Raw genomic sequence first — 16,880 nt, 5'->3', positions numbered from 1 at the left:
ATGGCGATCGAGGTGCCCGAGGGCGTTCAGGGACTGTTCCTCGTACTGACCGGGGAGAAATGGCCGACTGCGAATGAGGACGTTCTGCGGGAGGTCGGGGACGCCTGGGGTACCGCGAGTGATCGCCTGGAGAATGAGCTGGGCCCGTACCTGGTTCATGTCGTTCAGAAGATCAGGTCGGATTTCACGGGAAAGTCGGCGATCAAGTTCGCGGACATGATGGCGCCGTACGCGGCTGACGACCCGCGCTATATCCCGGAGGCGGCGGCGCAGTTCCAGCAGTTGAAGAAGTTCCTGCTGGACGCGTCGACGCAGGTGGAGTACACGAAGATCATCTCCATCGAGGAGCTGGTCTTGCTGATCGCCCAGATCGCATGGGCGATCGCGATGGCGTTCTGGACCGACGGGGCGAGCATGACGTGGCTGGCCGCGCGGATGGCCATTGTCAGGTTCCTGCTGAAGACCTTGTGGGGACGGCTGATCCTGCAGTTCGTCCTGGCCGAGGTGTTCGGGATCGCCTTCCAGCTGGCCCTGGACGTGCTGACCCAGGCGATCCAGTTCGCCAAGCACACCCGCACCGAATGGGACGTCCACGCGACGATCAGCGCGGTCGAGGTCGGCGCGGTCGGCGGCCTGCTGTCGATCCCGTTCTCCGCGATCAGCCACTTCGTCTCTCACCATCTGACCACCGCGCTGTCGCGCGTTCTGAGCCGCGAGATCGACATCTCGGTGCTGAAGCCCGTCGTGGTGCGGGCGGTGAACGACGCCGCCCGCAACCTGGAGAACACGCCGATCACCAAGGTCACCAAGGACATCGCGGACAACCTGCTGAAGACCGCCGACAAGCCGCTGCGTGTACGGATCGCCGAGATCGGCCTGCCGGCGCTCATCCACATGACCGAGGAGGGGCTCCACGAGGCCATCACGGAGGGCACCGTGATGGCGATGAACGGGCAGGGCTTCCAGTTCAACCCCTTCTCGTTCACCTCCGGTGTGGCGGGCAGCATCGCCGGGCAGGTCGGGCACGGCATCGGCCACATCCTGGCCACGCCCAAGCCGGTACGCGAGGGGTACTCCCATCTTGGCGAGAGTGAGGGTGACAGCGAGAACAGATCGCTGCTCGGTGCCGAGGGCCGACACTCCGACGAATCGACGCTGGTCAGCGAGACGCCCGAGTCGCGCGACTCCGTCGACGACCCGTTCGACGACCGGTACGCGGTGTCGCCGACCTCGCTGACCCGATCCTCGAGCACCTTGTCGAACGACTCATCCAGCAGCTCCTCCACCGTTTCGTCGAGAAGCACCTCCAATGGCTCGCCGAACGCCACCTCGAACGGGCGTGAGACCCCACCGCCCGTACCGCCGAAGGACCGGACACCTTCGTCGTCCTCGTCTTCGACCTCCTCGACCAGGACTCCGAGCATGAACGGCGGTTCGCAGCCGAGCGCGTCGTCGAACCACGAACAGACCGCGTCGGCCGGCGCCGAGACCACTCGCAAGGGCACCTCTTCCAACGGCACGAGGGACGAAGGCACCGCACGCCGTCCGGAGCTGGGCAGCAAGAACCCGTTCCGTGAGCCGAGCCGGTCCGTCGAGAATGAGAGCGCCGCGAGCCGTTCGGAGCTGGGCAGCAAGAACCCGTTCCGTGAGGCGAGCCGGTCCTCGACCGCGACCCCGGAGGGCACGAGTTCGAGCCGGTCCGTCGAGGACGAGAGTGCCGCGAGCCGTTCGGAGCGGGACAGCGCGAACCCCTCCCGCGAGGCGAGCCGGTCCTCGGCCGTCACGCCGAAGAGCACCGGCACGAGCCCGTCCCGCGAGGCGGCCGCCGGGAGCAACGAGGCCCGGGTAGGCCAGGAGGGCACGTCTTCGTCGCAGAACGGCCGTCCTCGGGACACGTCATCGTCGGAGCGCACGACGCGTGACAACAACCCCTTCCGCAATCGGAACGAGACGCCCGCGCCCGCGAGCTCGCCCCGCTCCGCCCCGGGTGCGCACACCGAACTGCCGGCCTCGGTGACGCGGGACGCGGCGCTCGTGGACGCCACCCGGCTCGCGTCCGTGACGGCGATGGACCTGCCGTTGTCCCGGCGGCTCGTCGTGGAGGGCGAAGGCACCGTCCCGGTCGAGGCGGCGAGGGAGGCCGCGCAGAGGACCGGTGTCGAGGTCGTGGCGCGGGTCGACCGCGCGAAGGCCGGCCACGGCCGGCGGCAGGGCGTCCGGTGGATGAGCTTCCCACCGGACGGCGGCCGTCCGAGCCTCGTGCGGATGACCCCGGGGGCGATCACCTCGCCCGGCTGGGCGCAGCCCAGGCTCGGCCGTGATGTGGTCCAGCGCGACTACCCCTGGCTGCCGAAGATCAATCCGCTGTCCGTCAAGCGTGGCGACTTCCTGACGAACTGCCTCCTCGCCGCGATCGGCGTCGACCTCACTCTCGAAGAGGCACGCCTCGACCCGACCGAGGATCCCGGCCTGCTGCCCTTCTACCAGGTGCCCCCGGACGCACGGTCGCCGTATGAGTACCTCGCCAACATGGGCAAGGGCGACCCGGTCGACGTCCCCGGCTACCAGGCGATCGTGGAGGCCGTACGCGAGGCCGGGCCGGGCTCGCGCGGAATGGTCCTCGTCGGTAAGCACGGGACCGACGTCGACCACATCTTCAACGTCGTTCACGACGGCAACGGGATCGTCTTCCTCGACGGCCAGAAGGGCGTCCAGGCGGACCTGCCGGCGAGCTTCCGCAGCCTGCAGTTCCTGCCCACGAGCGAGGACTTCCCGCGCCACACCATCGCGGTCAACCCGACGCCGTGGCAGCACGGGCGGTTCATCGGCGCCGAAACCGGCGACAACGGCGGCGACCGGACGGGTGGTCCCTTCCCCGGGCGGGGCGTACGCCTGGGCCAGACCGACGGCCGGGGCGCCGCGATTCCCGGTGTGGACAACGCCGTGCGTAAGGAGTCGGCGGCCCGCAGGGCCGAGGCCGAGGCGAAGGACACGGGCAAGGACACGCGGGGCGGGTGGCGTCCGACGACGCCGCGCCGTCTCGACCCGGTGACCATCGCCGACGTGCTGAGGGGCGACACCGGGCAGGAACCCGCCGCCCGCCCGGAGCCGTTCGGGGGCGAGGGCCGACGGCTCGGTAAGGGCGAGGGCACCGGGCTTCCGGGCCTGAGTGAAAAGGAGCGCAAGGAGGCGAAGGCTCGCCGGGCCGAGGCACAGAAGAAGACGGCGGAGGGGAGCGGGCCCGCCGCCAAGGGCCGGCAGGCCGGCCGCGGCGGAGCGCGCGACGCGGTCACGATCAGCGACCTGCCGCCCGAGACGAAACCGGAACGTTTCCCGGGTACGGGCCACACGCTCGGCAAGGGCGACGGCAAGGGCACCGGCATCCCCGGTCTGAGCAACGAGATACGCGAGAAGTCGGCGGCCGAGCGGCCGCAGCGTTCGCCCCAGGGCGCGAACCCGCCAGGGACGACGACCGAACCGTTCTCCGGCACCGGCCGGACGCTCGCGGACAGCGACGGCACGGGCACCGGGATCCCCGGCCTGACAGAAGAGGAACGCCTGGCGGCGGAGGCCCGCCGGGCGAAGGCCCAGCAGCAGGAGCAGACCGGCGAGGAGGAGCACGAGCGTACGGGCGAGGACCCGATCCGGCCGGAGCGGTTCCCGGGAGAGGGCAAGGCGGTCGGCGAGGGCGACGGCCGAGGCGCCACGATCCCGGGCCTGGACAACGAGACGCGGGAAAAGGCGGCGGCCGAACGCGCGAAGCGACCCGAGAACCGGCCGAAGCGACGCCAGGTGTACACGCCGCCGAAGAAGGTGACGTTCGCCGACCTGCGTGAGGAGGAGACCGCCGGCGACCGGAGGGGAAGCTCCGCCGGCCCCCGCGGCCGCTTCCAGCAGCAACGCGGTGCCGGCACCGTCACGCTGCTCGAAGAACAGGCCACGCCTGCCAAGGACACGGGCTCGGCGGGTACGGGCACCGCGTCCGCCGACCTGAACACCGACGAGTCGGCGACCACGAGTAAGACGACCACGGGCCAGGCCGTCGAGAACGAGGGCGCGGACAATCGCGGGGCGCCCCCGCCGTACTCGGCGGCGTCGAACGGCGAGGGCAAGTCCTCGGCCGCCGAGTCGTCCACGGCCCAGCCTTCGACGGCCCAGCCCGCCTCGACCAGGCCGGACGAGACACCAAGTGAATCCTCCTCACGCTCGTCCAGCCCGCCGCCCCCGTACGCGGCGTCCGAGACGGCCGCGCAGGACAAGGCGGACGACGAGCTCGCCGAGGCACGCGCGACGCTGGCCTCGCTGGACCGCAAGCAACGCGAGACCGTCATCGACCAGGCCAACTTTTTCGTCACTGATCTCAACGGGCAGCCGGCCGCCGCCGACATGGGCCCGAACCCCGCGCCGGTCGACCGGGTCGCGCTTCGCGTCGCGGCCGAGCTCGCCACGTCCGGACGCGAGTCCGCCGAACGCCTCGCCCGTCAACTCGTCCACGCCCTGGCCAAGCCCGCGCCCGTGCCGGCGCGCGTTCCTCGTGTCGCGGTCGACAACGAACGGGTCGACCTCGCGCGTTCGACGCTCAGCCTGCTCCGGAAGATGTCCGAGAAGCAGACCGTGGAGGTCCTCGACGAGGCCAGGGTGATCGTCGAGAGGCTGTCCGGCCGGCGGCTGGCGCTCGGCAAGCGCGGGGCGGCACATCAGCTGACCATGGTGTGGCTGCTGGCGGCGGCCGAGATCCCGTGGACGGGCCACCAGGCCGCCGAGGATCTCGCGGCAGACCTCCTCGGGGTGCCGCGGTCCGCGCCCGGATCTCCGTCCCGGTGGGTGAAGGGGTTCGGCAACGCGGCCAGGAACGACCCTGGACGGGCGCGTGTGACTCTCGGCCTCCGGGCCGACGTGACGGCCGAGGGGATCCTGGCCGAGGCGGACAGGATCCTGCGGGAGACCCAGCCGCTCGGCACGGGCGACGAGCGAGCACGCCGACGGGACCGGCTGATGATCGCCGCCGAGATCGCCCGCTCCGGACCCGACGCGGGCCGGACGCTCGCGACGGAACTTGCCGCGCACGCGGCCGCCTCGGCCGGCCGCGCCGCCAAACCGCGCAAGAAGGTCGCCTGGGCCGACGACGTCACCGACGGCGACGACACCGAGACCAAAGCGGAGAGTAAGGGCGAGACCAAGGCCGATGACCCGGCCCACGTGGTCCGCGACGAGGAGTCGGCGGAGGAGGAGTCAGAAGACGAGGAATGGTCGGACGAGGAGTCGGACGACGAGGACCACGAGGCTGATCTGAAGCCGGGTCACCAGGACCACACCGGCGACCCGGCGGAGTCGATCGCTCCGCACCAGACGGCCAAGACGGCGTTCACGGCTTCGGAACACGTGCCGATCGAAGAGCTGTACAACCAGACCCGTCTGGGCATGGTCGACGGTCGTACGGCCGCGCTCTGGCTGCCCGGCGCCCCCGAGGAGGGCCCGGCGTTCGACGTTGAGACGCTCGAGAAGCTCAGCGAGGTCATTCCCGACGGCACGGTCTTCGTGTTCGGCACCGTCAAGGACGGCAAGGTGGTCGCCGGCGGCCGGGAGATCCCCGTGGAGGCGCTGGCCGCGATCATCGCGGGCCGGGCGCCGGGCACGCGGCCGTTGCTGATGATGTCCGGTGGCGGCGCCGTGGCCGAGCAACTGTCACGCGCGCTGGACGAACCCGTCCTGGCGACTCCCTTCGAGGTGCGGTTCGACCCGGAAGCCGGCACGGTGATGTCCTACCGCTCCGCCGGCGTCGAGAGTGAAGCGAACGAGAAGGCCGAGGCACGGGACACCTGGTTCCGCGTGTACACGCCCGGCGACTCGAAGGGCATGCCCATCTTCGAGGGGCTGAGCACCCCAGAGAAGGTCAAGCAGAGCTCGGACGGCAACAAGGACAAAAAGAGCGGCAAGAAGGATAAGAAAGGGGACAACGGCAGCAAGGGCCGCAAGAAAAAACGAGGACAGCCGGACGACGACGACCCCGGGCCCGAGACGTCGTCCTCCCTGGACCCGGAGCATCAGAAGCGCCCGAAGCGGGAACTGCCGTCAAAGCCGCCCGACTCGGAGGATCCGGGCCAGCCGGCGCTCAAGCCCATCGTGGTCGATCCGATGGTCCCGGCGGTCGGCGTCCCACGCGCCGGCCTGCCGATGATGGCCGAGCTCATCCGGGAGGTCCGGGATCAGCTGGACGCCAGCGGCGCGCGGTACGCCGAGAACGACATCAACCTCCTCGCCCACCGGCTGCTCGCCAACTACCCCTACCTGCTGGGCGAGGGGAAGAAGAACGGCACGGACGGTCTCATGGTGCCGATGGGCAGTGCCGAGCTGCTCTTCACGCTCAACATCGACGAACCGCACGAACTGAGGAATCCGGGCGGCTCGACCCTCGCCCCGTCCGAGCTCCCAGCGGTGGACGACGAGCATCACGCCGTCGACACGATCAACGCGACGTACGCGACCGGCGCGCACGTGCAGACCCAGTCCGGCCAGACCGGTGCGACGCGTGGCGCGCTGTCGCTGTCGTTCGGGGTCGGCGTGACGCCGGGCATCCTGCAGGTCGTGAAGTTCTCCGCGTCCATTTCGGGCACCACCAACCAGTCGAACCGGTCGACCAGCCACATCGCCGATGCCGAGGGCGGTCACGTCGAGGACAACCGGATCGACGCGAACCTCGTGTCCTATACACCGCACTGGTCGTTCAAGATCCGTACCACCCCGAACGCCAAGTGGGAGAAGCAGGCCATCCACCGGATCGAACCCGAGGATGACCCCGGAGGCAAAAGCCCCGAGAAGCTGCTGCTGTGGATCCCCCAGCACTACCTGCAACTGCCCCCGTCGGACCAGGTCGTCGCGGCGGGCAAAGGGGTCCAGTCGAAGCGGTTGCCGGCCTTCTATGTCGCCTCGGGGCTCACGAACATCCCGAAGCTGTTCGACCAGATCGTCGAGGTGCTCGCCGAGCAGGGGCTCGACCTGCCGCTCAACAGCCTGCCCCGCCAGGAACTGCTCCACAAACTGTGGAACCTCAACGCGCACCTGGACGATGCGGTGAACCTGCCGAAGGGCTACCGGATCACGCTGCACAACAAGTACGGCCGTCCGATCGCACGGGTGAAGGTGAAGTCCGAGCGGGTGGCGGAGGTATCCCGGCGAGTCGGAACGACCAGCGACAAGGCGCATATCGAGAACGTACGTACGGCCATCGACGGGTCCAGCGGCGGCCACACCGTGACCAACACCAGCTCCCTGACGTTCCCCAGCGTGGAGTTCGACCTGATACCGAACCCGACCGGCATCAAGGGGCTCGGGCTGGGCGTCAGCACCGGGTTGACCTACACGTCCACGAACGCGGAGGGGGTCTCGACCGGCCGGGTCGGCCTCAACGTGCTCGTCCCCCGCAACACCAGCCACACCACCGCGTACTCCACCAGGTTCGACCACGTCGCGACGGTCAGCGTCCGCGGCAACCGCCCTGACCGCGCGAGGACGACCACCGACCCGGTCCGGGGCACGGCGCTGCTACGGATGCCGGAGGCGGCGGCGTACGACCACGGATTCTCGGTCGACCGCGGGGCGCTGAAAGAGCCGAAGCCCGGTCACAAGAACGAGTGGAAGCAGGACGCGATCCGGGGCACCGGGCGCCGCGACGGCGACGACGAGGTGACAAGGACGCCGCCGAGCTGGGTCAGAAGGGGCCGGGGCGTCGGCATGGGCCTGGTCATGGTCGACGACAAAACGGTCGACCAGCTGGAGAAGGCGCTCAAGGGTGAGCTGATCGACGCGGGCTTCCTGCCCGCCGACGAGAACGACCCGTTCGCCGGCTACTCCCGGACCGGCCACGGCAACAAGACCGACAGCCTGATCGACAACCTGGAACTCGTGGACAAGATGGTCTCCAGCCGGGGCCTGGACTCCCACTACGACCAGATCCACCAGGACGGGATGACTTTCACGCTCCGCAAGCGCACGGGCGGCCTCGGAGTGGACGTCGATGTCGACTCCGCGCGGGTCACGATCAAGGCGAGGCGTAGCAGAGGGCAGCGCCCGAAGTTCGTCCGGACCACGGACGAGTACCACACCGTCAACCTGGCCATGGGGATGGACTCCGCCGGGATGTCGGTCGCCCACAGTCGCAAGATCGCCTGGGGGGTGAAGTTGAAGGGGCTCTTCTTCGACCTGAAGGGCGCCACGATGGGTATGGAGTGGCAGCGGATCGTCGGCGCGACGGACTCGGTCAACATGCTCAACAACCGTCCCGAGCTGCTGGAGTACCCGGGCCTGGTGGACGAGTACGCGCTGACCAGCGACTACACCGTCACCATCGAGTACCAGCACTCCGGCAGGCTCCGGCGCGGAGTCCGCAACGCGGAACCGATCGAGGTCAAGGGGCAGGTCGCCAAGGCGTTCCTGCTGCCGTTGGGAACCACGGAAGGTCCGGAGTCGGCCGGGCCGACGCCGCGCGAGGTGCTCGACCAGGGCGTCGTCTACTTCCTGGACACGACCGGCGCGCGTCAGGAGGCCGGCCGTGCGCTGCGGGACATCACCGGTCCGGCGGGAACGGCCGACCTGGACGTGAGCACCTTCGCGAGCACCATCGAGATGCGTTCGCACATGAAGGAGATCCTGGCCGGCGAGTACACCACCGACCGGCCGTTCGACCCGGGGCTGTTCCGCGACAAGTTCGGCGCCATCGACATCAGCGGAGACATGGGCACGTCGCGGTTCACCGGCGCGACCTCGGACAAGTTCGTGCTGGGCGTCATCAAGCTCTGGCTGACCGAGGGCAAACTGACCGACAGCAACTCGACCGGCTGGACCTGGGACCAGCTCGACATCGCCGTGGGCGGTCCCGCCGGTGCGGCGACGCTGACCGGCGAGGTCGACGTCAACCGGCATTGGCAGCACAACCGCTCCACGAGCAGCGGGCGCTCCGGCGGCAAGGAGCTGATCCAGCTCGACTTCAACCGCGTCTACTCCTACCAGACGACGGTGAACATGCAGGTGAGGGGCCGTCAGGAGAAGCACGCCAAGCTGTGGCCGAGCGGCACTCCCCGCCACCATGACAACGCGATGCCGGGCCGCGTCATGGTGTACCTCCTGCCGGAGCCGGAGGCCCTGTCCCGCTACGCCGACGGGACCCTGCCGGTCTCCAACGCCCAGCTCGCGGACGCCATGGCACGCTGGAAGGCCGGCGAGCTCAAGCTGAGCGGCGATGTCGTCGCCAAGATCATGGCGCGCTGGCTGAACGACGCGCACACCCTGCCCGCCGGCGTGACCGACGATCGGGCCGCCCTGGCAGCCGCCCTGGTGGAACAGCACCAGATCGGCGGCGTCGGCGTGGTGCGCAGCGCCAAGGCCAGGGACGATTTCCACACGGCGTACGTGCGCATCAATCCGACCGCGCAACGGCTGGCGGCGCCGGGCGACCCGTACGACACCCCGCCACTGCCCAAGGCGCTCTCGGACTACTTGGACAACGCCACGCCAGGCGAGATGTCGAACGAGGGTCTGGCCGAGGCGATGCGCGCGTGGTCGACGGGAGAGCTGCCGCTGGGCGGTGACGCGGTGGCGGCGATCCTCTTGCGCTGGGTGAGAGACGTTCCCACGCTGCCGGAGTCACTACAGCACGTCGACCGTGACGGCCTCGCCCAGCGGCTGACCAGGCTGAACGACGCCGGCGGCCTGCCGATCAGGTCCCTGAGCCTACGGGAACAGTTCAACTTCGCGTTCTGGCAGTCGGCGGGCGAGGCGCCGGTTCCGTACCAGCACATGGAGATGCCGGAGTACCTGACCCGTGAGGACCCCAACGGCCGGTTCCTCGGACACTCCGGTGTGCAGGACCTTCTCTATGACAACGGCCGGTCGACCTACGACCTCGTCCGAGCGAAGGTGGAGGCCGTCGCGCCCGGCATGCTCGCCCGCGGCGCGGACGTGTGGACCGGGGACGGCCGCCGGATCGGCAAGATGCAGGGCACCGTCGACGCGCTGCAGTCGATCTTCGCCAGGGGTCGTGACCAGGCCATGTGGGAGGACGTGCTCGCCAAGGGCGGCTACTCGATCTACCTGGTCCACCCGGTCGGGTGGCTGCTGTCCGACGTCGTGGAGATCAACCTTTCCGACGTGCTCACCTCACAGCCGGAGGTGTACGACTTCAAGCCGAACACCGGCCTGGAGAACTACGGGCACGGTTATGAGGGCACATCACGGTCCAAGTCGCGGGACGGCGCGCAGGCCATCGTCGGCAAGTTCGCCCCGGGCGGCCCGAATGAGGGCGGCAACACCAGCCTCAAGGCCGGCGAGGGACACCACCGGGGCACCACCCACGCCGAGAACGCCGTCACCGAGCAGACGGTCTATGACTGGAGCGGGCACTACCGCGTGCGGCTCACGCATCGGCTGACGGTCACCGCGCGTCGGCTGAAGATGCCCGGGCGTCCGCTGAACAACCTGCTCATGAGTGGTTTCCAGCGGTGGACACTCGCGGGCTTGAGCCAGTCGGAGGAATTCGACGGCACACTGAACCTCCAGGTGCCGCGCGCCCTCGCCGAGGCCGGCCAGATCCGCGGTCCCGCGCCGCTGCGCGACCTGCGGCCGGCTCCGAAGCTGCCGCACAACGCCTACGTCACCGGGCTCAACATCGACCTGCTGCCGACCGGACGTTCGCTGCTGGACGAGCTGTTCGGGCCACGCTGGTACGAAAGGATGCTCGGTGCGCGGGCCAACGACGAGAACACCCGCTCCAGCCTGTCGCTGCCGGTGCTGCTGTCGCGTTCACACCTGACGAACCACGTGCGTGAGGCCGTCGGCGGCGGCCGGTACAAGCTGGCCGACAACTTGTTCATCCCCGGCGACTCCACCAGCCGCGCCACGATGTGGCTGGACGGACACCTGTACGACATGCAGGTCGTCGGCCGGATGAAGAGCGGCACCGGCACCGGCCGCTACATCAAGCACCAGAGCGGCACGACCGTGAGCAACTCCACCGACCTGAACCGCCTCACGCCAGGTTACGAGGTCTCGGGCAACGGCAACATCATGGACCACAAACCGGAGACGCAGCAGAACACCTGGAACTTCGCCGACGACGGTACCCGTACGACGTCGATGAACCAGAGCAGCGCCGGAACCGAGAACTACCGGCGGGAACAGCACGCGAAGGAGCAGGGGGCCACACTCCTGTTGCGCATGCGCGGCCAGTTCTGGCTCGAGGCGCAGAAGACCGGCCACCACCTCCACCGCCGCTCGGTGACCACCGACGGCGCGCCCGTGCGCAGCGATCCGGTGACCGGCGACGTGTACGTGGAGATGTTCGAGGCGCAGTACGAGGAACTGCGCGCCGAGATGGCACAACATAGGCGGGAGGCCCAGGCCGAGCTGCAGAACCGGGTGGACCCGGCCCAGTGGAACGGTCTGGACGCCATGGAGGGCATCGACCTGACCTCGCTGCTGGCGGACGCGGCGGCCGAGGGCATCGACGCCTTCCATGCCCACGACTACGTCATGGGGCGGATCCGGGAGGAACACGGCGCCAACCGTCCGCTGGTACTCGAATCCGAACGGACCGAGAGGCGGCGCTTCCACGCGATCGCGCAATGGGCGGTCGCGACGATGACGGCCGACCTGGCGGAGATCCGGAAGACGAACCCGGGCGAGCCGGATCCGGTTCCCCTGGCGGGCTACCGCGGTGCTGCCGCCTTGCAGCCGGACGAGCTCCCCGCCGGTCTTGACGAGGCCGATGTCGACGATGCGATCACCACAATGATCAATGCCGTCAACGATCTGCACGAGCGCCGTCCGGACAACCGGCACGGCGATCCGGCGCGGCTCCCGCTGGAGGCATCGGTGTTGTCGCTCGACCCGGTGTTCCTCGCCCGTGACATCGCGCACGAGCTGGGCGCGCATGTCATGACGCGCGTCCGCCGGCCGGACGGCACGTGGCAGAACCGCTGGGCCGATCCGAGCGGGCGGATCCACGTCTTCGACCCGGCGACGTTCCTCGTGACGCTCAGCCCGAAGGACGCCATGAAGGCCGGCTTGATGTCGGAGAATCTGCGCCGCAACGCCGAGAGCCATGCCCTGGACGACGCGGCCCTGGGCGACGCGTACAACCGCTCCTGGAACCGGCAGCAGACCTTCGAACAAGAGATCAGCGCCGAGATCACCAGGCGCCGTGAGCGGCTGGAGGTGATCCACCCTTCCCTGCCCGGTCTGTTCGACCGGATCACCGAGGTCCTTCCGGACTGGGCCGCGGAGGTCACACGACTTGAGAGGCAAGCGAGTGCGCTGAGCCCATCGGTCGACGAGCGACGCGACGAGGTCGGGCGTCTCGACACCCGGCTCGGCGAGCTGAAGGCGAGGAGGGAAGAGCTGACCGCCGATCCTTCGCAGGCGGACGCCCTGGCCGAGGTCTCGGCCCAGATCGCCGAGGCAGAGAGGGCCAGGCTGCCGGAGCAGCAGCGCCTGCGGGACGTGCGCGCGGCGTTCACAGGTTTCGCGCGGGATCTCGCCAGGGCGAACAGGCAGTTGAAGAGCGCGACGGAGGTCTTGGGCCGGATGCGTGCCGCGATGACCGCGAGTCTGGACCGCTCTCGGAAGGTGTGGACCGAGGGCTACGTGCGGCGAGTCGAGTCGGATACGGGTGAGCTGGAAGCGCTCGCGCAGCAGCGGCGGCTGGAGGCGGCGTACGGGGAGTGGGAGGCCGACACCGCCGACAATGCGTTCACCATGATCGAGAACATGCTGCGAGAGGCAGGTGAGGGGGCGGCCTCGACGGTGGTCAGGACGAATCAGGCCGGTACCGTCCACCGCTTCGCCGCGGTCAACCACAACGGGCGGGTCCGGTGGTTCGAGTTGCCGTCCGGGCTGTCGCTATCGGTGCGGACACCGTTCGACCGTCAGCAGGGCGGTACGGTCGAGTCGTTGGATCTGCGGCCGGACGGTGGGGTGATCGACCCGGAGCACCCGCGGCGGAGGGACGGCGCGACCAGATTCGCGGCCGAGCACGCGTCCTTGCTGGCCCTCGCCACGTCCCATCGGGGGATCGGGGAATCCCCGTCGTCGACCCCGGTGCGGTCCCGGTCCGCCGCCACGATGGCCGAGTTCGCGATGGCGGCGCGCGCGCTGAGGGCCGGTTCGACCGTTCGTTCGCAGCCGGGCAGCAGACCGCGTAGCCCGGAGGCCTCCCGCATCATCGACCTGACCGCGGCGGAGACAGGCCAGCTGCCCGTCGACCCGCACCTGTACGTGCACACCGATGGGCATCACGGCATCGGTCCGGCCGGGCTCGGGAACCTGGACTGGCGACAGGTGAACGCCGTGTCGGCCTACGCTCCGCTCCTCTGGCTCACGCACGAGGATCACGGGAGGCCGATGACGGCCGAGGACGTCGTGCGTACCGATCTGCCCGGCGCCGTGGTGTTCCTGCGCGACACCGCCGACATCGCCGATCGGGCCGCGCTCGCGTTCGTCCGGCTCGGCCGGACCACGCAGAGGACGGGCCAGCTTCCCACCGGACTTCGGGAAGGCACGTGGGTCTGGTACGACGGGCCCTCAGGAACGGGGGCGATGGTGGCCACCGCCGGCGGCTTCCTGCTCTACACGGCCGACGGGGAGGAGATCGCGCCACAGGTCGACGCGGCGGTACGGGCCAGGTTCGCCTTGGGGCTGTACCAGTACGTGATCGCACCGCCGCCCGTGGGCGCTCACACCGGCGGGCCGGGCGATCTGGACGGCGGCGTGCATCAGCCGAACTTCGCGGCGACGGCGAAGAGCACCCTGCTGCCGACGGTGGCGGAGGACGTCCCGCTGCCGGCGGTGGCGGCGTCGCCGCAGACCACGATCGACTTCCCGCGGCCGGTCGACCCGCAGCTGTACATCAACAACCAGGGCGACTACCGCGTCGCGGCGCCCGGTACGGCCGGAGAGTGGCACCACCTCGGCGGCCTGTCGGAGTACGCGCCGATCTCGTGGCTGCTCGGCAGCCGTGAGTCGCGTGGTGTGACGGCCGCGGACGTCGTGCACGACCATGACGAGCTGGAGCAGGCCCAGGTGTTCCTCGACGCGGTCGCGCGGGCGCAGGACGGCACCGAGGCGATCCGGTCGTTCCTGGCGAGGGTCTCCGGCCGCACGGTGGAGGTGGTGCGGGCGCTTCCCGCGGAACTGCCGGGCGACACTTGGATCTACTTCGTCCGCGCGGACCGCCAGGGCATCGCGGCGGTGGTGCTGGCGGACGGCCACATGCAGCGCCTCATCGACGGTACGGTCCACACCTCGACGAGCAGGATGACCGGGGGTATGGCCGGTACGTTCGTCATCGCACGGCCGACGGCCGCCGCGCGGCAGACCGGGCGCGCTCGTTCGGCGTCCGAGCCGCGGCTCGCGGCGCTCAAGCCCAAGTTCACGATCGGCAGGGACCGCAGTGGTTCCTCGGGGCAGAAGCCGGCCGACACCTCGAAGAGGTCGTCCGGAACCACGACTCCCAAGGGAACCACCAAAAAGGCACCCGCCAAGCCCGCCCCGAGCGGCAAGGCACCCGCCAAGAAGTACGTCCCACCGGCGCTCAAGGAGAGCACGGTCGAGGAGCTCGCAAAACTTGCCCTGGAGCAGGAGTGGATGTTCGAGGTCGACGGGGTGCTGGAAAGCACGCTGGCCAGCCGCAACTTGACCGCGGTCGAGGTCCCGCCCGACAACAATTGCTTCTACCACACCTTGATCGCCATCGCCGGGCCGTACCTGGCCGTTCACGTCACCGGGCTGCAGCCGGCACGCCAGGACCAGGTCGGCATACGCGAGAACATCCGTCTGCTGCGGGGCTGGCTGGCGAACCGGCTCGAAGCCGACTTCCGCGTGGGAGCGGCCGGTCTGCCGTCGCGATACGCGGACTTCTTCCACCTGGACGACCGCACACCGGTCGCGAAGCAGCAGGCGGCCCATGTGCAACGGGTCCGGCAGATGGACAGCTGGAACAACGAGGTGGGCGATGCCATCGTGGAGGTGGCCGCGCGGGAGCTCGGCCTGCCGCTAACACTGATCCAGGCGCGATTCGACCGGGACCTGGGACCCGCCGGCCCGGACAGGATCAGCTTCATCCGCACGCCCGGCCACTACCGCGGCGCGCGGCCGACCGGCCCGGCCGCGGCCACGTTCAACACGAGCACGCTGACGCCGGCGCCTGCGCCGACGCCCGCCGACGCAGGGCAGATCCTCGCGACTCGCGCCGGCGAGCAGCGGCAACGGCTCAACGACGCGACCACCCTGCTCAACCAGGTGCTGGTGTCCGTGACGACTCTGCAGGCGAACCTGCCCCACGTGTTCCGCGAGCGCGCCAGGGCCGAGCGTGTGGCCTTCCGCGACGCGGACCGGGGAAATGGTTACGGCACCGTCGCCGCGCACCTACGGGCGGAGAGACGCATCACCGACATGCGCCGGGCCGCCCTGAACGTTGAGGAGCTGATCGTCGAGCTCGCGATCCAGTTCCCGGTGCTCCTGACCCAGCATCCTGAGATCATGCAGCAGTTGCGCAGGCTGCTGGAGGACCACCTCCGCAGATACGCCGCGGCCAACCCCACTTACCTGCAGCGGAATCCCCTGATTCTGCAGCTGTTCCCGAGCCTGGGCGGGGGGCAGTCATCGTCGTCATAGGCGGGCCGCGGTGCCGCCGGGAGGCGAATATGACCGCACGCCGCACTTAATTCATTCTCGTATAACGAGGCCAGGGGTAACGGTCGGCTGTCACGTGCTTCCGGGAAGGTAAGAGATGAAGCGTCGTCTGCCGATATGTATCCGTAAATCGATTCAATAGTGTGGAATCAGTCAGTCGGCGAGCTGGGTCGCTTGGTCGACGACGGGTGTGGGAGGCGAGAAATGTCGACGACCGATGCCACACGGGCCGGCGAACCAGCGGTCCGGCGCGGGATCGTGCTACCCCGAGTGACCACGTCTCCGCCTGACGTGGGGGTTCCGCCGGAGCCGTTCCCGGCCGTCGTGCCGGCGTCAACCGGCTCTTCCCCGAGCCCGGTGGCCGCGGCGCAGACCGAGGTCACGCCGCTCACTCCGCGCGGTGCCTCCCCGCGTGGCCGCTCACGGGCGACGCTGGTGGTCGCCGGCGTCGTGGCGGCGGCCGCCCTCGTCGCCGTTCCGCTGCTCCTGGTGTCCTCGCCGGGCCGGTCCCACCACCAGACGTCGACGATGGCGAACCGCTCGCCCGGTGGCAGCAATCCCGGCGCGCCCGCGCCGAACTGGCCGGGCGCACCGCCCTCCATGTCGCCACCGATGACCGGCAGCCCGACCCCCTCGCCCTCGCCCTCGGCCAGTGCCAAGAGCGGCAAGGACGGCGCTCACGCGGGGAGGTCCGGAACTCCTGCGCGGCACTCCCGCGGCTCGTCCTCCTCAAGCTCTTCCGGCAATGGCGCCTCCGGCGGCTCGGCGAGAAGCGCGGCCGCCGGTTCGGCGCGCCGGATCTCCAGCGCCGACTCGGGCCGCTGCATCAGCGTGAGCGCCCGTAAGGCCAAGGACGGGTCGCCGCTGGAGATCTGGAGCTGCGGAAGCGCGTCGTGGCAGAAGTGGACCTTCAAGTCGGACGGCACCGTACGGTCGATGGGCATGTGCATGGACCTCGCCTGGGGTTCGCCGGACGACGGCACCCAGATCCAGCTCGCGCGCTGCCACGGAGGCTCCGCCCAGCACTTCGACCTCAACAGCGACGGTGACCTGGTGAACACCGGTGCCGGCAAATGCGTCGACGTGAAGGACATGAAGACCGGTAACGGCACGCCGCTCCAGATCTGGGAGTGCGCCGGCACCTCGAACCAGAAATGGAGCGCGGTCTGAGCGCCGTACCGCCGTACGCTGAATGCCGG

Annotated in this window: 2 protein-coding genes; both read left to right on the top strand. The window is 69.6% G+C overall.

Going from position 1 to position 16,880, the window contains the following annotated elements; translation table 11 throughout:
• The gene (locus FB559_RS09535; protein ID WP_141955273.1) at positions 1-15,663 is read left to right on the top strand and encodes a toxin glutamine deamidase domain-containing protein; all 15,663 of its coding nucleotides are present in this window, start codon (positions 1-3) and stop codon (positions 15,661-15,663) included.
• Between the two features lie 288 nt (positions 15,664-15,951).
• Positions 15,952-16,851 (top strand): RICIN domain-containing protein, encoded by a 900-nt coding sequence (locus tag FB559_RS09530; RefSeq protein ID WP_221639932.1) that lies wholly within the window; start codon positions 15,952-15,954, stop codon positions 16,849-16,851.
• Positions 16,852-16,880: the final 29 nt, after the last annotated feature.

Origin of the sequence: Actinoallomurus bryophytorum, assembly GCF_006716425.1 — a bacterium.
GTDB lineage: Bacteria > Actinomycetota > Actinomycetes > Streptosporangiales > Streptosporangiaceae > Actinoallomurus > Actinoallomurus bryophytorum.
Note: the sequence above shows the minus strand (reverse complement) of the source record. Positions and strands in the feature narration are given on the sequence as shown.

What these genes read in the sequence shown, in the direction of transcription:
- FB559_RS09535 (WP_141955273.1), top strand. Translation starts at nt 1, where the DNA reads ATGGCGATCGAGGTGCCCGAGGGCGTTCAGGGACTGTTCCTCGTACTG.